The organism is Pseudomonas viciae (assembly GCF_004786035.1).
GTDB classification, from domain to species: domain Bacteria; phylum Pseudomonadota; class Gammaproteobacteria; order Pseudomonadales; family Pseudomonadaceae; genus Aquipseudomonas; species Aquipseudomonas viciae.
This window is the reverse complement of record NZ_CP035088.1, coordinates 5923336-5941153: the sequence shown is the minus strand read 5'-3', so window position 1 is coordinate 5941153 and position 17818 is coordinate 5923336. Positions and strand designations below refer to the sequence as shown.

The window sequence follows — 17818 nt, the reverse complement described above, 5'->3', positions numbered from 1 at the left end:
CATCGGATCCGCCAGGCGGGCCTGATGATGATTCAGCGAGCAGCAAGGGAGAGCGCTCCAAACCCGCCGCGAAAAAACCATCGAGCTTCTACATGAAGCAGATGCGCGCCGGCCTGAGTGCCGCCGGGTATGTGAAACATGAAACTTGGGTGCTTCCTGAAAACCGAAGCCTGCTCAAGCAGATGGAGAAACAGCTACGCCAACCGATTCTGGCTGGCTCATTCATGTCGGAGAATTACATGAGCGCAGGTAACAACTGGAACATCGATCGCCTCTACAGCGCCCTCCAGGCCCTGGACGAAGTGGTTGCCAACGACATCACCCTTTCCCTCGTTCAAGGCTCGGAGTCCAGCATCAAGCTGGAAATGAACGACTTCGGTGGCTTGCCGATTTACATCGCGGTAGTGGGTGACCAGATCATCGTCGACACCGTTCTGGTGGACGTCGAGTCGATCAGCGACGTCGCGGCATTCAACGACGCCGTGCTGCGCAGCCGGGAAATGTTCCCGCTGTCGTCCATCGGCATCGAGACCATGCCCAACGGGCAGGTGGTCTACAACATGTTCGGTGCATTGAGCTCCGATTCCAGCCTGACCAACGTCGTGACTGAGGTCAAAACCCTCGTCGACAACGTCCAGCGCGCCAGCGAAGCCTTCGAACGCTTCTTCATCTAATTCGCCGAACAGGAACTATCCAATGACTCAGTCCATCTGGAGCAAATTGTTCACCGCCTTGCGTGGCGGTGCCAACGAAGTCGGCGAATCGATCGTCGACCAACAGGCCCTGCGCATCCTCGACCAGGAAATTCGCGACGCCGACAGCGCGCTGGCCAACGCCAAGCGTGAGCTGGTTACCATCATGGCCAAGCACAAGCTGGCGACTGATCGCGTCGGCGAATACAACGCCAAGATCAAGGACCTGGAAGCCAAGGCCCTGGCCGCGATCCAGGCCAACCGCGAAGACCTGGCGCTGGAAGTGGCCGAAGCCATTTCGACCCTGACCAACGAACTGGACGCTGAGCAAAAGCACGCGACCGAATTCGGCGGTTATGCGGACAACATGCGCAAAGACATCACCAAGGCCGAAAGCCGCATCAAGAGCCTGCGCCAGCAAGTGGACATGGCCAAGGCCCGCGAAAGCGTGCAGAAGGCCCAGGTCAGTGCTTCGATCGCCAGCGGCGGCGCCAATGGCAAGCTGGAAACCGCTGTCGGTACGCTGAACCGTCTGCAAGCCAAGCAACAGCAGCGTGCGGCTGAACTGCAAGCCCAGGACGAGCTGGCCGAGGCTTCGACCGGCTCGGACCTGGAGCGCAAACTGCGCGACGCCGGCATCACGCCGAACGAAGGCAGCGCCAATGCGATTCTGGAACGCCTGAAGAAAAAATCGGCTGAGTAATCGGGCGGGGCGCAAGCCAGGCACAGACTTTGTGACGAGGGGATAAACCCCCTCGCCACAGGTTTTGTGTTCACAGGTTTTGTGTTCGGCTTCAAGTTTTGTGCCTTAGTCCTGTTTTCCCGAAAAAACCCGGATTTATTGTCACCAAAGCACTTCTATCCAAGCCCCGCAGCAGGTTTAATGCTGCCCGGTAACCGCACGCGATCACTCAGATATCAGCGCGATTACCTCTCCAGGAACAAAGCCCCACGGAGTCAGGGACGAAATGTCGATTTTCCTATTGTTGCGCACGTACGCTTCGTCCTTCTTCCATCGTTTCGGCTGGGCGGGCCTGGCCATTGCGTTGGGCGTGCACCTGGCCACGGCCTGGATCGGCCTGGTGCTGTTGGGCGAGCAACACTTGATTGCCGCCGCCACATTTACCTACTTCTATCTCACCACCACGCTCACCGTCGGCTACGGCGATCTCGCGCCTCAGACAGCGGCGGGACGAGTTTTCGTGGCCACCTGGGTCATGCTCGGGGGCATTGCGCTGCTGACGGCAGCCATCGGCAAAACCACCAGCAGCGTCATCGATGTATGGAGAAAAGGCATGAAGGGCAAAGGCGATTTCACCGGCAAGGTCGGCCACACCGTTCTCATCGGCTGGGAGGGCGCCTCCAGCGAGCGGGTCATCGAATTGCTGCTGCAGGACGAAACCTCCAATGACAACCTGATCGTCATCTGCGATTGCGATCTTGAAGAAAACCCGATGCCGGGCAAGGCGACGTTCATCAAAGGCGAAAGCCTGTCCTCTGTGGCACTGTTGCAGCGTGCCGGCGTACCCGGCGCCGAGCGCGTCCTGGTGCGAACCCACTCCGACGACATGACCCTGGCCACCGTGCTGGCGGTCAATCAACTGGGCCCAACCGGGCATGTGGTCGCCCACTTCAATGACAGTGAGATCGCCGCCCTTGCCAGCGCCTATGCGCCGACCCTGGAGTGCACCTCCAGCATGGCCATCGAAATGTTGGTGCGCGCCTCCCAGGATCCCGGCTCGTCAGTGGTCATCAATGAATTGCTCTGCGTGGGCCAAGGCGCCACTCAATACCTGATGAAACTGCCCGAGGCGTTTGAAGCCACATTTGGCGATCTCTACGCGCGGATGAAAGAACAGCACAACGCTACACTCATCGGCTACCGCGCCAAAGGCGCCCGACACCCGTCGATCAACCCGCCCGGCACCACGCGCGTCGAGGGCGGTGAGCTCTTCTACATCGCCGCCACGCGTCTCAAGGAAATCACCCATGGGATGGTTTAAACAGTTGATGGGGCTTGAGGCCCCGAACTCGAACAAGCACTCGACCGCCAGCAATAGCCTGCCCATCAGTGGGCCGCTGGGCCTGGCATCCGGCAAAGGGGTCATGTTCGACGCCACGCTGAAGTTGTTGCTCGATGGCAACAGCACCGTGGTCATCCCCGGTTCCCAGCAGATCTGGAGCATGGGCGTCGTCGACCTCGGACAGTCGAGCTGGTTGTCGCGCTATTACATGAACGACGAAGACTACTGGCTGCAAGTGCACACCAGCGGCGACGTCGCCGGACAGGTCGAGTCGGTGATCCTGTTCAACTACCTCAGCTACGTCACCCTCAACAGTGAAGCGGAATTGCGCCGGCTGGCCGGCCCTGAAAGCCTGATCGGCCTGCCGACCTACACCCACAACGGTGTCGAGTACACCCGCGAATGGGGCACCGAGGCGGGCCAGACCGAACTGGTGGCGTTGAGCGAACGCGTGAGCAATCCGGATGAGTCCTACAGCGTCGAGCACCGTTCGATGCTGTATGCCCGCGACACCGGCCTGACGGACCGCCGGGAGTTCCTGTTGTTCTCCGTTGAAGAGGACGCCGAAGGCACTGTCAGCCTGAGCACTTCGCTGGGTATTTCGCTGTACACCACTGACCTGAACACTCTTTGAATAAGGAAGAAGTCCATGCTTGAAGCGCTCTCCATTTCCCTGAACAAGGCCGCCGTGTTCGGCTTCGTTTTGTACATCCTCGGCGCCGCCGTGCTGTTCGCCCTGTTCCAGTTCATCTACATCCATGTCACGCCGCACAAAGAGTTCGAACTGATCCGCTCGGGCAACGTGGCTGCGGCCATCGCCCTGAGCGGTGCCCTTATCGGTTTCGCCATTCCGGCCAGCAACGTGATTGCCTATTCGATCAGCATGCTGGACTTCGTCGTCTGGGCGGTGATCGCCGCTGTCGTCCAGTTGCTGGCGTTCCTGGTCACCAGCCTGGTGCTCAAGGGCGCTTCCGCGCGTATCAAGAACGGTGAAATCGCCGCCGGTATCTACATCGCCGCCGTGGCCATCAGCGTCGGCATGTTGAACGCCGCGTGCATGACGCCTACCACGAACTGATTGCGCCACGGAGAACCCGATGAAACGAAGCAAGTACGTTCAGCTTTCGCTGGCCGCGTCGGTCGCCATGGCGATATCAGGCTGCGGGCCGACGGAAAAAACCTACGAGTTGAAAAAGAAGTACAACTTCCAGTCCGTGCAGCAATGCGTCGATGAAAAGCTGCCGGTAGACATTTGTGCTGACGCCTACATGACTGCCATGACCGAGCATCGTCGCATTGCGCCGGTGTATGACAACCAGGCCGATTGCGATGCCGATTTTGTCCCCGATTGGTGCCAGCAGGACTCCGCCGGCAAGTTCATCCCCAAGCTGGGTGGTTTCGAACTGAGCGCCGAGGGCGAGGTCACGCAGTCCGAAGTGGACGCGGCCAAGGCCCAATTGCCGGCCTCGGAAGCGATGAGTTCCGGTGGAGGTTTCAGCAACCTGCTGACTGGACTGCTGATCGGCAACATGCTGAGCAGCAACCGCAACAGCTATTTCTCCGAGCCGGTCTACCGTTACCGCGATGATCGTGGCAGCTTCGGCTCCTCCACGCTCAGCCAGCGGGTGTCGACAGGCTCGACGTTCACCAAATCCAACCAGGCGCGATACGGCAGCTACACCGACTCCATCAAGTCCAGCAGCAAGCCGATGTCCGTTGCCTCATCCACCTCCCGTGGCGGCTTCGGCAGCAAGTCCAGCGCCCGCAGCGGTTGGGGCGGTTCGAGCAGCTCCGGCGGTTGAGGAACCAGCGCCATGAAGAAAATCCATTGCGCCGAACGTCATGACTGGAAACAGACGGCCGAGCATCTCGGCTTTCTGTTCCACACCATCGACGGCGAACCCTATTGGGACGAGCGCGCGTACTACCAGTTCACGCTCAAGCAGATCGAGAACGACCTGGAAGACCCGACCACTGAGATCCATGACATGTGCATGGACCTGGTGGCCCGGGTGGTGCAGAGCGAAGAATTGCTGGAGCGCCTGAGCATTCCCGCGCCGTTCTTCGACCTGGTGCGCACTTCATGGCTCGAAGGCCACCCGCACTTGTATGGGCGCATGGATTTCTCCTACAACGGCATGGGCCCTGCCAAGCTGCTGGAGCTCAACTACGACACGCCGACCAGCCTGTACGAGGCGGCGGCGTTCCAGTGGGGTTGGCTGGAGCAGTGCATCGAGCGCGGCTTGTTGCCCAAGCATGCTGACCAGTTCAACAGCATCGACACCAAGCTGCACCAGGCCTTTGCCCAGTTGCAGCTCAAGGAGCCGTTTTATTTCGCCTCGATGAAAGGCTCGGTGGAAGACAAGGGCACCACGGACTACTTGCGGTTGATCGCGGAGAAAGTCGGTATCGAATCGCGGCACATCGATATCGAGGACATCGGTCTCAACAGTGAAGGACGTTTCGTCGATCTGGAAGAGCGCTGGATTCCGCACCTGTTCAAGCTGCATGCCTGGGAGTTCATCTTCCATGAGCCCTTCGGCGCAGCGATTGCCGAGTGCGATACGCAGTTTTTCGAGCCAGCCTGGAAGTCGATCATCTCCAACAAAGGCATCCTGCCGTTGCTGTGGGAGTTCAACAAAGGTCACCCGAACCTGCTAGCGGCCCACCTGGACACTGAGCCGGGCGAAGCCGTGCCCAAGGGCTGGGTGCGCAAGCCGTTCTTTTCCCGGGAAGGTGCCAACATCGAGTTGCAAACCGCGGATGGCCTGATCGTCAAAGAAGATGGCCCCTACACCGACGCGCCGTTCATCCTCCAGGAATTCGCGCCGTTGCCGAAGTTTGACGACAGCTACACGCTGATCGGTTCCTGGGTCATCGGCGACCAGGCGGCGGGCATTGGCGTGCGGGAAGACAACAGCTTGATCACCAAGGATTCGAGCCGGTTCTTGCCGCATCTGATCCTTGACTGATTGCCTGCACACAGCTGTGGGTTAAGCACTGACCCCCTGTGGGAGCGAGCTTGCTCCCACAGGTTTAGGTGTTCGCCACAGACTTTCTCAGGTCCACCAGTACCGCACCAGGTGGAAGAAAATCGGCGCAGCGAAGCACACCGAGTCCAATCGGTCGAGCATGCCGCCGTGGCCTTCGATCATGTGGCCCCAGTCCTTCACACCGCGGTCGCGCTTGATCGCCGACATGACGATGCCACCGGCAAAGCCCAGCAGGTTGATCAGCAAGGCGATGAGGAACGACTGCCACGGATTGAACGGCGTGATCCACCACAGCGCGCCACCGATCAGCGAGGCCAGGAAAATGCCGCCGACAAAGCCCTCCACGGTTTTTGAGGGCGACAGGTTCGGCGCGATTTTGTGTTTGCCGAACAACTTGCCGCACACGTACTGCAGCACATCCGACAGCTGCACCACGATCACCAGGTAAGCGATCAGCAACAGGTTGCGCCCTTCAAAACCGGCGATATCCAGCGTCAGCAAGGCCGGGACGAAGGAGATGCAGAACACCGCGATCATCAAGCCCCACTGGACCTTGGAAGCTCGCTCCAAAAAGTGCGTACTGTCGCCGCCCAGGGACGCCAGGATCGGCAGCAGCAGGAACACATACACCGGGATGAAGATCGAGAACAGACCGTACCAGTCGTAGTAAATCAGCAGGTATTGCAGCGGCAGCGCCAGGTAGAACGCCGCCACCAACGCCGGATAGTCACTGCGCCGGGTCGGTGTCAGGGTCAGGAACTCGCGCAAGGCGTAGAACGACACGGCGTAGAACAACAAGATCACTGCCGCGTTGCCGAGCCAGAACGCAATGCCGATCACCAGCACCATGATCCACCAGGCGTTGATCCGGGCGTTGAGGTTTTCGATGACCGAGTTCGGCGCGCCTTTGGTGCGCAGCTTGAGAATGAAACCAACCAGCGAAGCCAGCAGCAAAATCGCGCCGATCCCGCCAAACAACATCAGGGTATATCGATCCATGTCAGACGTGCTCCGGGGCCAGTGCCAGCAGCGCAGCGCGGCTGCGTTCAAGAAATTGCTCTTTGCTTTCACCTTCTTCGATGCACAGCGGCGCGCCGAAACTGGTGGTGCATAACAGCGGCAGAGGCAAGACCCGTCCTTTGGGCATGACGCGGTTGAGGTTGGCGATCCACACCGGGATCACCTCGACCTCGGGATGAGCTTTCATCAAGTGGTAGATCCCGCTCTTGAACGGCAGCAAGCCTTCCTCCGGATTGCGCGTGCCCTCGGGAAAAATGATCAGCGAATCGCCGTTCTCCAGGGCATCGAGCATCGGTTGCAATGGGCTGTAGCCTGGATCCTTGCGCTCGCGGTCCACCAGCACGCCGTTGAACACCCGGTTGATGATGTAGCGCCGCACTGGGCTGGTTTGCCAGTAATCGGCGCCCGCGACCGGCCGGGTCAGCTTGCGCAGCGCCGGCGGCAGCGAAGCCCAGAGCAGCACGAAGTCACCGTGGCTGCTGTGGTTGGCGAAGTAGATCCGTTGCACCTGCGTCGGCGCGCAGCCGAGCCACAGGCTGCGAGCGCCCGTGACCATGCGGGCGGCGGAGGTGATGAGGTTAGCGACTACGGGTTCGAACATGAGGATTCCTTATCCTGAAAAGGCTAGCCAGGGGCTGGCCAGGATGAAGCCCAGCGTCAAGACAACTTGTGCGGCCAGCAGCCGCGATTGCCGGCGCAGCAGCAACAACGCGCCATGCCGGCGTTCAGTCCAGAGGCGGCCGGCGCGTTCGGCCGGTTGCAGGCCAAGCGAAGTGAGGGCTTGATCCAATGTGTAGGTGCGCTCGGCCAGGGATTGGCTGCTGTCAGCCATGCGCTGAAACAGATCGGCATCAAAGGCCACGCGCAACGCCCAGTATTTTTCCAGCAAACCGAGAACAAACAGCACGGCGCTCAACAACAGCAGCCACGGATCGATAACCCCCACCAACCACTGCCCCAATCCGAGCAGCACCGCCAGCAGCGTCAACCCGGTGGACAGCTGATCCAGCGATTGACCGCGACGCAACAGGCTCGCCACGGTGTGCAGTTCCATATCAGTGATCATGGACATTCTCCCGGCTTGTGGATAACGGCTCCAACGCCCGACGATGTGCTGCATGCAAGACAATGTGCGGGCGGGCGCGCTGGATTTGTACGATAGCCGCATCAACACTCGCCGCCCGACCACTGTGCAACAACCAGGCGACCACCGCCGTGGCACTACGCGAATAACCCAAGGCGCAGCAGACCAGCACCGGGCCCTGCTGACGCAGGTTTTCAATAAGCTGTGCAGCCCTCAGGCACTGCTCGGGCGTCGGCGTCGTCAAATCGAGCACCGGTAACGAGCGATAAGCAACACCCGTGCTGTCGATGGACAATTCGGCGCAGAGATCGAGCACCCCGCGAAACGCGCTGTCCTTCAGCTCCATCGGCGTGGGAATGCGCCCGAGCCAGACGCCATCCGCCACCTGATCCGGCTGCGGATGCTGGCGCGTCCACCAACGGGAATTGATCCACGCCGCCGCCAGATAAGGCGCCAGCAACCAACGCGCCGCCGGGCTCAGCCGACCGTCTTCACGCTTCTGAAACCCACTCGCGTCAAACACCAGGTAATTCAGCGCCACCAACAGCACCGCCACCGCCGGCCAGATCAACCAGAGCCACGCGCCGCCAAAGGCAAACGCCAACGTGAAAAACGCCGCAGCCCCTAAACCATAGCGCAACGCTAATTGCAGGCGAGTACGGTCCGACGTCAGACGGGCAGTTTTCAGCGGACTCGGCCGATCCAACGGCCACAACCACACACACAACCAACCGGCCAACGCACCCGTCGGCAGGTCAATAAAGTGATGTTGATAAGTGGTCAGCACCGACACACCAATCAGCGCGAACCAACCGTGCATCAGCCAACGCCAGAACCCCTGCAGATGCCGCTGATAACAAACCCAAAGCACCACCAGCAACGCGATGTGCAGCGACGGTGCCTGGTTGAACGGCTTGTCGAAGCCCGCCAGCACTTCAAACAACCAACCAAACACCCCGTCCATTTCCGGGCGGGGGAAGGTAAAGCGCAGCGGCCAGAGCAGAAAGCAACTGACCGCAATCACCTGGGCCGTGAGCAGGCGCAAGGCGTGGCGCTTGAGTTCGGCGCGGCTGGTGGGCAACAGCAGGGACAGGCCGTACAGCAGATCGATCGACCAATACGGCACGATGGTCCAGGCCATGAACGGCATGTGGCTTTCCCAGGCGAACACCAGCGTGCCGACGTCGTCACGCTGGGAGGTGACCCAGGTGGCGAAGCCATAGGTGCTGAAAAACAGCGGTGCCAACAGCAGTAACCAGAGCACCGCCGGTTTCAGCAGACCGGTCTCGCGGGCCGGGGCGATGACGGCGCTCATTACTGCACTCGCTGGGCCAGCGAAACGCTGAAGATGCCCCATTCATCGACCCGCAGGGTGATCTTGCGGAAGCCCGCCGCCTCAACCAGTTGATCCATCTCCGCCTGCGTGCGCCGACGCATCACCCAAGCCTGCCCAGCACGGTGGCTGGTGAGGGCGCGGGCGATCAGTTCCAACTGTGGGTGCCACGGCTGGCCGGTGTAGATCAGGAAACCACCCGGCTCCACCGCTTCGGCCAAACCGGCGAGGGAGCCGCCGACCATCTGGTTATCGGCAAACAGCTCATACAAACCGGACACCACGGCGAGGGTCGGTTTTGGCTGCAGCGCCGCCAGATCCTGGCGATCAAAGGCATCACCTTTGACGAACCGGGCGATATCGCCCAAGCCTTTTTCAACGATCAGCGCACTGCCGTCGCGCACGTTGATGTCGCTGTAGTCGCGCAGCAGGATCGACTCGGGCAACGGGCTGACGCCTTGCAGCGCTTCGAGAATGTAGCGGCCATGGCCGGCGGCGATGTCGACGATGCGCACCTCGCGGTCCTGTTCGCGCAACTTGCCCATGGCCAGGCGCAGCAGCTCCTCGACGTTCAATTTGCGCTGGCGAATACCGCGCCAGCCGATGGAGTTCAGGTAGTTCTGGTCAATCATTTTACCCACGGCCGAGGTGCCGGTGGGGCGATTGCGGTAGACGTAATCCAGGGTGCTGCCGGAGTCGAACCCGGTGTCGAAGCCCAACTTCACACCCGCAGACAATTTACTGCCAAAGCGCATGCTGGCGCGGGTCATGCGCCAGTAAAGGTCACGCAGCGAATTGTGCGGCAGCGGTGTCGCCAGGGTTTCGGCTTCGGCGCAGGTCACGCCCAGGCGATCGGCGTCCAGCAGGGACGGGCGGTTCAATGGTCGGGCAAAGTTTTGCAGGATGAAGCGACGGGCACTGGCGATGGCCGGCGCGCGGTTCTTCTCGCCGAGGGTGTCGTGGAAGAACCCCGGCAGGATGTGCTTCTCCTTGTGCACACTGCCCAGCCGCTCGAAGAACTGCTCCTGGGGTTTGCGGTGCACGACAAAGTCCGAACCGGAGATCAATAGCTGCGTCGGCACCTGGATCGCCTGGGCATCGGCCACCACGCGGTCGGCGGCTTCGTACAGACCCAGCAGCACGTTCACCGAAATCGCCTTGGTGATCAGCGGGTCGCTGTCGTAGGACGCCACGCGCTCGGGGTCATGGCTGAGGAACTTCGCCTTGACGTAGCTGTTGACGAAAAAGTTGCCGCGAAACTTGCGCATCAGCGCCAGGCCGGAGCGAGCGAACGGCACGTAGAGCTTGACCTTGAACGCCGGCGACGCCAGCACCAGCGAACGAATGCGCGGCGCGTAATCGTGGACCCACGTGGACGCGATCACCGCCCCGACGCTTTGCGCGACCACGGCGATGTTCGCCTCGTCGATCTGATGCGTCGCGCCGATGTGGTCGCAGAAGGTCTGCACATCCCGTGCACTGGTGGCAAAACTCGGGCTGTCGCCACGAGCACCCGGCGACTGGCCATGGCCTCGTGCGTCCCAGGCGAAAAAGTCGAAGCCGGGCAAATTCAGCTCATCCACCAGGTGCGCAATGCGCCCGGAGTGTTCATGACCACGGTGAAACAACAACACAGCTTGGCGGGGTTCGCCCGCCGCCGCATCGACAGCCGGCCAGTGCCGGTAGAACAATTCCACGCCATCGTGGGTGGTGAACGTCAATTCCTGGGCTTCGCGCATTGCAAGTTCCTTTATGCTGAGGGAGCGTTTTCCTTCACTTGGCTCAGGCCATGACGGACCCGATTGACCAAGGTATAAACCAGCAGGGCGGCAACCACCGCCATCACACCATCAACCCACAGCGCCCCGAGCCAACCCAGGGCAATACCGGTCGCCAACACGCCCAACACAAAGGCGCGATCACTCTTGCCCATCGGCCCGTCATAGCGCCGCGACGCCCCGACCATCGCCCCCAGCACGCCTGCGTATTCGCTGAACAACGCCAACAGCGTGACCAACAACACGAGCAACAGACTGGCATCGGGAATCAGGGCAAAAGGCAGGATCAGGGCAGCGTCGGCGATGATATCGCATAGCTCATTGAGGTAGGCGCCCAGATGCGATTGCTGACCAAACTCCCGCGCCAACATGCCATCCACGGCGTTCAACGCCATGCGCAGGAACATCCAGATCGGCACCAGGACGAAGATCCACGGATGGCTGGCGAACCACGCGATCACCGCACCGACCAGGACTGAAACGATGCCTGCGAGCACCGTGACTTGGTTGGCGGTGACGCCGTTGTTGTAAAGGCGTTGAACCATAGGGCGCAGCAGGTTTTGGAAGGCGGGCTTGAGTTGGTAAATGGAGGGCATCGGGGTGAGATCTCGGCCGGTTGCGGGGCAGGGGCTTATACAGGTGCGAGATTACGATAGGTTGAGGGCTTGCTGGCGGGTATTTCTTGAGAATGAGCGCGGGTAGGCATCTAAAACGAAATTACCTGCGCAAAAAACAACCAATGTGGGAGCGGGCTTGCTCGCGAATGCGGGGTTTCAGTCAACATCCATGGTGGCTGGTCTACCGCATTCGCGAGCAAGCCCGCTCCCACAGGTTCTGTGTTTCAACTGATTCACATTGGCCGATACCACAGGAGCGGTTGGTGGTGTGTCCATTCAGGATCAAACTACGAAAAACCTGTGGAAGTGAGCCTGCTCGCGATAGCGGCACACCAGAACAGGCCGACAGCCTGCTGACCCGCCAACCCTCTCCAGGACAAATAAGGAGTGTTTCAAATGCCGCAAATGGATTGGCTCGCTAACCACATGGATAAATGCGACCAGATGGCCGAGTGGCTCCATCGCGAATTCAGTTATGAATTTGCCCAGCAATCCCTCGCCAGTTGGCAGCAGGAGTTCGCCGCAGGGCAGCGCGATGGGCGCTGGAAGTGCCTGATCGCCATGGAACACGGCCAGTTGCTCGGTGGTGCTTCACTGGCCAGTCACGACCTGCCGGACCGGCCAGAGCTGGGGCCGTGGCTGGCTTGCGTGCTCGTCGCCCCCAGTGCCCGACGCAGAGGGCTTGCGGCGCAGTTGATCGAAGGCATCTGCAGCCATGCGCGGGAGGTGGGAATCATCACCCTGTTCTTGCACACCCATAACCAGAGTGATTATTACGCCAGGCTGGGTTGGGAAGTGTTGGAGCGGTTTGAGGCTTGGGGGAAGGAGCAGTGGCTTATGGCGCGGTGTTTATAGTTCGGGTGTCGTTTGGGTAGGGGAGTGCGGTGTGTCAGTCAGCATCAAGGGTGGCTGACCCACCGCATTCGCGAGCAAGCCCGCTCCCACAGGTTTGTCGGTGATTTACCGGTCGCTACTTCGCATTCAGCCATTAAAAAAAGCAGCCCTTTGGCACCGATAACATCGTTTCTCGGGCGTGCGGCTTTTCCCTATATTGGCCCCCAGATCCGGTGAATGGCTCAACGTTCACCCCTTGAGTGCGAGTAGTCCTAATGAACAATAAACCTGACAGCGCAGGGCTTGAGAATGCGGGAGCGGCGACCCGGGCGGTGTGGGGCGGGGAACAAGTCAGGCATCCCTATAACGCCACGCAAACCCCGATCGTGGTCAGTGCCGCTTACGGTTACGACGACATCGACGTCTGGTACGACGTTGCGCTGGGCAAGGCGCCAGGCTTTATCTACAGCCGCATGAGCAACCCCACCGTCGAGACCCTCGAAGCCAAGATCTGCGAGTTGGAAATGGCCGAGTCCGCCGTGGCGTTCAGCAGCGGCATGGCGGCGATCAGCAGCGTGCTTTATACCTTCCTGGCCCATGGCGATCGAGTGGTGTCGACCAAGGACAGTTACGGCGGCACCAACAAGATTTTCGAAGAATTCCTGCCACGCATGGGCGTGGGCGTGACCTTGTGCGAGACGTTCGATCACGAAGAAATCGAGCGGGAAATCGCCAAGGGCTGCCAGTTGGTGTACCTGGAAACGCCGACCAATCCGACCCTGAAAATCCTCGACATCCCACGCTTGGTGGCAGCGGCCAAGCGCGTTGGTGCCGTGGTGGTGGCGGACAATACCTTCGCCACGCCGCTCAATCAGAACCCGCTGGCCTTGGGCGTGGACGTGGTGATCCACAGCGCGACCAAGTTCCTCAGTGGCCATGGCGACGTGCTCGGCGGCCTGGTCTGTGGTAGCGCCGCCTTGATGGCCAAGGTTCGGCATTATCGGGAAATCAACGGCGCGTCGCTCGACCCGTTCTCGGCCTACATGATCATTCGCGGCATGAAAACCCTGGTGCTGCGCATGCGTCAGCAGCAATGCAGCGCCCGGGCCCTGGCGGAGTTTCTCTGCACCGAACCGTTGGTGGAGTCGGTGAATTATCCCGGCCTGCCCAGCCATCCGAACCACGCGGTGGCGTGTGCGCAAATGTCCGGCTTCGGCGCCATCGTCAGCTTTGTCCTGGTCGGTGGCATGGACACGGTCAAGGTGCTCTTGCCGCGCCTGCGCTTCGCCCATTGCGCCGGGAATCTTGGTGCGGTGGAAACCATCTACGGTCCGGCCCGCACCACCAGTCATGTCGAAAACACCCTGGAGGAGCGTCTGGCCCTGGGCATCTCCGAAGGGCTGGTGCGGGTCTCGGTGGGTATCGAAGACACCGATGATCTACTGGACGATCTGAAGCAGGCATTCGCCTTCGTCAAAAAGACCCTCAATCCGCACCTCAATGAAGTCCACATCGAGACGCAAACTGAAGTTTGAAAGTTGGTACCCCATAACAAGGCTGTGAATGGGGCGTTCATGAATAGGAATAATAATAAAAGCTCAGTGGCGCTTGTCTTACTCGCGCAGACGTAGATGCGTGCCCTGACATTTCATGAGAACAACCATGTCCATAACAGAACAACAAACGAATACGCGGGCCGGCTTCAAGCAGGAAATGCAGACGCGCCATATCGTCATGCTGGCCTTGGGTGGCGTCATCGGTACCGGGCTGTTCCTGACCTCCGGCTACACCGTCAACCAGGCCGGGCCCATGGGCGCGGTGATCGCCTACATCATCGGCGCACTCATGGTCTACATGGTGATGATGTGCCTGGGGGAACTGGCGGTGCAGATGCCCGAAACCGGTTCGTTCAGCACCTACGCCACACGCTTTCTCGGCCCGGGCACCGGCTACACCGTGGCCTGGCTGTACTGGCTGACCTGGACCGTGGCAATCGGTTCTGAATTCACCGCCGCCGGTATCTTGATGACACGCTGGTTTCCGGACACGCCCGTGTGGATCTGGAGCGCGCTGTTCGCTGGCGTGGTGTTCCTCACCAACGTGATCTCGGTGCGTTTGTTTGCCGAGACCGAGTTCTGGCTATCGTTGATCAAAGTGGTCACGGTGGTGGTGTTCCTGCTGATCGGCGGCGGCGCGATTCTTGGCCTGTTGAACATCGACCAGGCGCACAGTATCGGGCTGAGCAACTTCACTCGCGAAGGGTTGTTTCCCACCGGCTTCATGCCGATTGCGATGACGCTGCTGGCGGTCTCCTTTGCCTTCTCCGGCACGGAACTGATCGGCATCGCCGCTGGTGAAACCAAGGATCCGCAACGCAATGTGCCGCGCGCCATTCGCACCACCGTGCTGCGCCTGGCGATCTTCTTTGTCGGGACCATTTTTGTCCTGGCGACCTTGTTGCCCCGCGATCAGGCCGGTCTGGTTGAAAGCCCCTTCGTCACCGTCTTCACCTACATCGGCATTCCGTACTCGGCCGACATCATGAACTTCGTGATCATCAGCGCCTTGCTCTCGGCGGCCAACTCCGGTTTGTACGCCGCTTCGCGGATGCTCTGGACCCTCAGTGACCAAGGCCACCTGCCCAAGCAGTTCTCGGCCCTGACCCGCATGGGCACGCCGCTCAACGCGATCATTGTGAGCATGGCCGGTGGCGCCGCTTCGTTGCTCAGCAGCGTGTTTGCCGCCGACACCATCTACCTGGCGCTGGTGTCGATCTCCGGCCTGGCCGTGGTGGTGGTGTGGATGAGCATTGCTGCCAGCCAGATTGCCTTCCGCCGCCACTATGTGGCCAACGGCGGTGACATTCGCAACCTCAAGTTCCGCGTTCGTGGTTATCCGTGGGTGCCGCTGGGGGCGCTGGTATGCTGCAGCCTGGCGTGTGTCGGGATCGCGTTCGATCCGGAACAGCGGGTGGCCCTGTACTTCGGCTTGCCCTTCATTGCCTGGTGCTATTTCGTGTATTTCATTACCCGCAAAAGCCGCGAGCAACGCTTGTCGGTTGCCCCCTTGGCACAGCCGTCCGATGCGTTCTAGCCAGCGCTGAGGCGTGGCCGGTGCGCTCGGTGGAAGGGGTGTCAGCGAGGTCCGATCATGAAGCAAAAGCCGTTACCCCCATTGAACTGGCTGCGGGCATTCGAGGTGTCTGCCCGTTGCCTGAACTTCACCCACGCGGCCGAAGAGTTGTGCTTGACCCAAGGCGCGGTTAGCCAGCAGATCCGCCAATTGGAAAGTCATCTGGGCGTGGCGCTGTTCAAGCGCTTGCCCCGTGGCCTGGGCTTGACTGAGGAAGGCCAGGCCTACCTGCCGGTGGTGCAGGATGCGATCACCCGGCTGGCAGTCGGCACCAATGAGATTTTCGGTCAGCACAAACGCCGACCGATCAAGGTGCGCGGCAGCCTGGCGTTTTTCGTGCACTGGCTGGCGCCCAAGTTGGTGAGTTTTCGCCAGGCCCATCCCCAGGTCGATATCCGCTACATCAGCAACATCTGGGTCAAGGAACTGGACGGTGAAGACGACATGGAAATCCGCTGGGGCCACGGTCAATGGCCAGGCCTGGTGTCGCAGCGCCTGACCTGGGACACCTTGTTTCCGGTGTGCTCGCCAGCGCTGATGGCGCGTTCGCCACTGCAGGTGCCGGCGGACGTGGCGAAGCATCCGCTGCTGCACGTGTTGGGTTACGAAGAGGGCTGGGGCTATTGGCTGAACATGGTCGGCGCGGACGGCGTTGATTCTTCGACCGGCATGCAGTTCGACACGCTGGTGTGTACCTTGCGCATGGCCGAACTGGGGCAGGGCATTGCCCTGGCTCGCTCGTCGATGGTGGCTGAGCTGCTTGAAGAAGGGCGGCTGGTCGAGCCCTTCACCCAGCGCATCGAAGCCAGCGAATCGTTCTACCTGGTACGCGGTTCCGGGGCCGACCAGCACCCCGACGCGGTGATGTTTTCCACCTGGCTGGTCGAGCAGGCACATCGTTTTAAATAATTGGCCGGAGCCAACCATGCGCTATGTGAGTACCCGGAATGCGGCGGTACAGGTCGATTTCGAAAAGGTCGTGTTGTCGGGCATCGCTGAAGACGGCGGGCTGTTCGTCCCGCTTGAGTTGCCGCAGTTCGAACCCCAGGACATCGCCAACTGGTCGACCCTGGCCTATGACGAACTGGCCTATCGAGTGATGCGTCCGTTCGTGGGCGAGGCGATTCCCGAGGCCGATTTCAAGCGCGTGCTCAAGGACGCCGGCAGCCAGTTCAGCCATCGCTCCCTGGCGCCGTTGCATCAGGTGGATCGCAACGAATGGGTCCTGGAATTGTTCCATGGCCCGACCCGTTCCTCGAAGGATTTTGCCGCGCAGTTGCAGGCGCGGCTGGTGCAATACTTCCTGCGCAAACGCCAGCGCCGCGCCGTGGTGATCGGCGCCACCAACGGCGACACCGGGTTGGCCGCCATCGAAGCCTTCAAGCACTGCGCTGAAACCGACGTGGTGGTGATTTACCCGGAGGCTGGCGTGCCGCAGGAACAACTTCAACAGCTGCAAGCGGTGGCCCATCCGCGGGTTCATCAGTTCGCCGTCAATGGCAGCTTCGATGAGTGCCAGACCCTCGTTACCCGCTTGTTCCGGCAGTGGCCGTGCACCGGGCACGAGACGATCAGTTTCAACTCCAGCAACTGGGTCAGCGTCATGGCGCAGTTGGTATTTTACTTCCATGCCGTGCTGCAACTGGGCGGCGGTCAGCGCCCCATCGGTTTCAGCGTGCCGGCGGCGAGTTTTGCCGAGGTCTACGCCGGCTACATCGCGCAGAAAATGGGCTTGCCGATCACGCAGATGATCGTCGCGACCAACCGGAATGACGCGCTGCATCAGCTGTTCCTGAAGAACCACTACTCCCGCTTGCGCGCCAACAAGACTTTGTCGCCGGCCATGGACCTGTCGATCTTTTCCAACCTGGAGCGGTTTCTCTGGGAGCTCTACGGCCACGACGACCAGGCCGTGAGCGCGCTGATGACAACCTTCGAAACCACTGGCGAGATGACCATCGCCAACGAGTTCTGGCTGCAGGCGCGGATGATCATCGACTCCTATGCGGTTACGGATGAACAGACGCTGGAGGAGATCACCTCGCTGTATCGCGACACCGGCTATGTCATCGACCCGCATACCGCCACGGGCGTGCTCGCGGCGCGCTTGTACCGCCGCAGCCTGGTGGCGCCGATGGTGACCTTGGGCGAGATTTCACCGGCCAAATCGGCGGTGCTGCTCGGCGAGTTGGGGATCAACATTGCGCCGCAACCGCGTCCCATGTCCGAGCATGGCCCGGCGCAGATCCAGCGCATCCAGCCGGACGACCTCGGTGCCCTCCAACAACTGCTCGCTGCTCTATAACAGGAG

The 17818-nt window shown here is 60.7% G+C and carries 18 protein-coding genes; 12 read left to right on the top strand and 6 right to left on the bottom strand.

Translation table 11 applies throughout. From position 1 onward, the window contains the following. Window positions 1-92: 92 nt before the first annotated feature. The 7 genes from EPZ47_RS26385 (at window position 93) to EPZ47_RS26355 (ending at window position 5688) form a co-directional block, all read left to right on the top strand. Complete coding sequence (locus EPZ47_RS26385; RefSeq protein ID WP_092258175.1) at window positions 93-674, top strand: YjfI family protein; 582 nt, start codon at window positions 93-95, stop codon at window positions 672-674. A gap of 22 nt (window positions 675-696) precedes the next feature. Beyond that, window positions 697-1395, top strand: coding sequence for a PspA/IM30 family protein (locus EPZ47_RS26380; RefSeq protein WP_003185899.1), 699 nt, complete (start codon window positions 697-699; stop codon window positions 1393-1395). Between the two features lie 265 nt (window positions 1396-1660). Continuing rightward, window positions 1661-2695: an ion channel gene (locus EPZ47_RS26375; RefSeq protein WP_135847383.1), complete on the top strand. Its 1035-nt coding sequence runs from the start codon at window positions 1661-1663 to the stop codon at window positions 2693-2695. After that, window positions 2682-3350, top strand: coding sequence for a DUF2491 family protein (locus tag EPZ47_RS26370; RefSeq protein ID WP_135847382.1), 669 nt, complete (start codon window positions 2682-2684; stop codon window positions 3348-3350). Before EPZ47_RS26375 ends, EPZ47_RS26370 begins: the two co-directional genes overlap by 14 nt. Before the next feature lie 15 nt (window positions 3351-3365). After that, window positions 3366-3794 carry a DUF350 domain-containing protein gene (locus EPZ47_RS26365; protein WP_135847381.1) on the top strand — a complete coding sequence of 143 codons (429 nt, stop codon included), beginning with the start codon at window positions 3366-3368 and terminating at the stop codon, window positions 3792-3794. A gap of 19 nt (window positions 3795-3813) precedes the next feature. Beyond that, a complete protein-coding gene (locus EPZ47_RS26360; protein WP_135847380.1) occupies window positions 3814-4518 on the top strand; it encodes a DUF1190 domain-containing protein in 705 nt (234 codons plus the stop codon). 12 nt (window positions 4519-4530) lie between these two features. Then, window positions 4531-5688: a glutathionylspermidine synthase family protein gene (locus EPZ47_RS26355; protein WP_135847379.1), complete on the top strand. Its 1158-nt coding sequence runs from the start codon at window positions 4531-4533 to the stop codon at window positions 5686-5688. 87 nt (window positions 5689-5775) lie between these two features. On the opposite strand, the gene EPZ47_RS26350 is transcribed toward EPZ47_RS26355, so the two are convergent. The 6 genes from EPZ47_RS26350 to EPZ47_RS26325 are packed head-to-tail and all read right to left on the bottom strand — an operon-like array spanning window position 5776 to window position 11520. Then, window positions 5776-6708: a phosphatidate cytidylyltransferase gene (locus EPZ47_RS26350; RefSeq protein ID WP_135847378.1), complete on the bottom strand. Its 933-nt coding sequence runs from the start codon at window positions 6706-6708 to the stop codon at window positions 5776-5778. Between the two features lies 1 nt (window position 6709). After that, window positions 6710-7330 (bottom strand): lysophospholipid acyltransferase family protein, encoded by a 621-nt coding sequence (locus EPZ47_RS26345; RefSeq protein ID WP_135847377.1) that lies wholly within the window; start codon window positions 7328-7330, stop codon window positions 6710-6712. A 9-nt stretch (window positions 7331-7339) separates the two neighbouring features. Continuing rightward, window positions 7340-7795, bottom strand: coding sequence for a hypothetical protein (locus tag EPZ47_RS26340; protein ID WP_135847376.1), 456 nt, complete (start codon window positions 7793-7795; stop codon window positions 7340-7342). Beyond that, on the bottom strand, window positions 7785-9128 hold the full coding sequence (locus EPZ47_RS26335; RefSeq protein WP_135847375.1) for a phosphatase PAP2/dual specificity phosphatase family protein: 1344 nt from the start codon (window positions 9126-9128) through the stop codon (window positions 7785-7787). The genes EPZ47_RS26340 and EPZ47_RS26335 overlap by 11 nt, the downstream gene beginning before the upstream one ends. Further along, window positions 9128-10885, bottom strand: a complete 1758-nt coding sequence (locus EPZ47_RS26330; protein WP_135847374.1) for a bifunctional alpha/beta hydrolase/class I SAM-dependent methyltransferase — start codon at window positions 10883-10885, stop codon at window positions 9128-9130. Before EPZ47_RS26330 ends, EPZ47_RS26335 begins: the two co-directional genes overlap by 1 nt. A gap of 11 nt (window positions 10886-10896) precedes the next feature. Then, complete coding sequence (locus EPZ47_RS26325) at window positions 10897-11520, bottom strand: CDP-alcohol phosphatidyltransferase family protein (protein ID WP_135847373.1); 624 nt, start codon at window positions 11518-11520, stop codon at window positions 10897-10899. Window positions 11521-11937: 417 nt separating this feature from the next. Between EPZ47_RS26325 and EPZ47_RS26320 the strand changes: the two genes are divergently transcribed. The 5 genes from EPZ47_RS26320 (at window position 11938) to thrC (ending at window position 17812) form a co-directional block, all read left to right on the top strand. Next, a complete protein-coding gene (locus EPZ47_RS26320; protein WP_135847372.1) occupies window positions 11938-12396 on the top strand; it encodes a GNAT family N-acetyltransferase in 459 nt (152 codons plus the stop codon). A 254-nt stretch (window positions 12397-12650) separates the two neighbouring features. After that, the gene (locus EPZ47_RS26315) at window positions 12651-13910 is read left to right on the top strand and encodes a cystathionine gamma-synthase family protein (protein WP_135847371.1); all 1260 of its coding nucleotides are present in this window, start codon (window positions 12651-12653) and stop codon (window positions 13908-13910) included. A gap of 127 nt (window positions 13911-14037) precedes the next feature. Beyond that, a complete protein-coding gene (locus EPZ47_RS26310) occupies window positions 14038-15468 on the top strand; it encodes an amino acid permease (protein ID WP_135847370.1) in 1431 nt (476 codons plus the stop codon). 57 nt (window positions 15469-15525) lie between these two features. Then, window positions 15526-16416, top strand: a complete 891-nt coding sequence (locus EPZ47_RS26305) for a LysR substrate-binding domain-containing protein (RefSeq protein WP_135847369.1) — start codon at window positions 15526-15528, stop codon at window positions 16414-16416. 16 nt (window positions 16417-16432) lie between these two features. Then, on the top strand, window positions 16433-17812 hold the full coding sequence (thrC, locus tag EPZ47_RS26300; RefSeq protein ID WP_135847368.1) for a threonine synthase: 1380 nt from the start codon (window positions 16433-16435) through the stop codon (window positions 17810-17812). The last annotated feature ends 6 nt before the right edge of the window (window positions 17813-17818 follow it).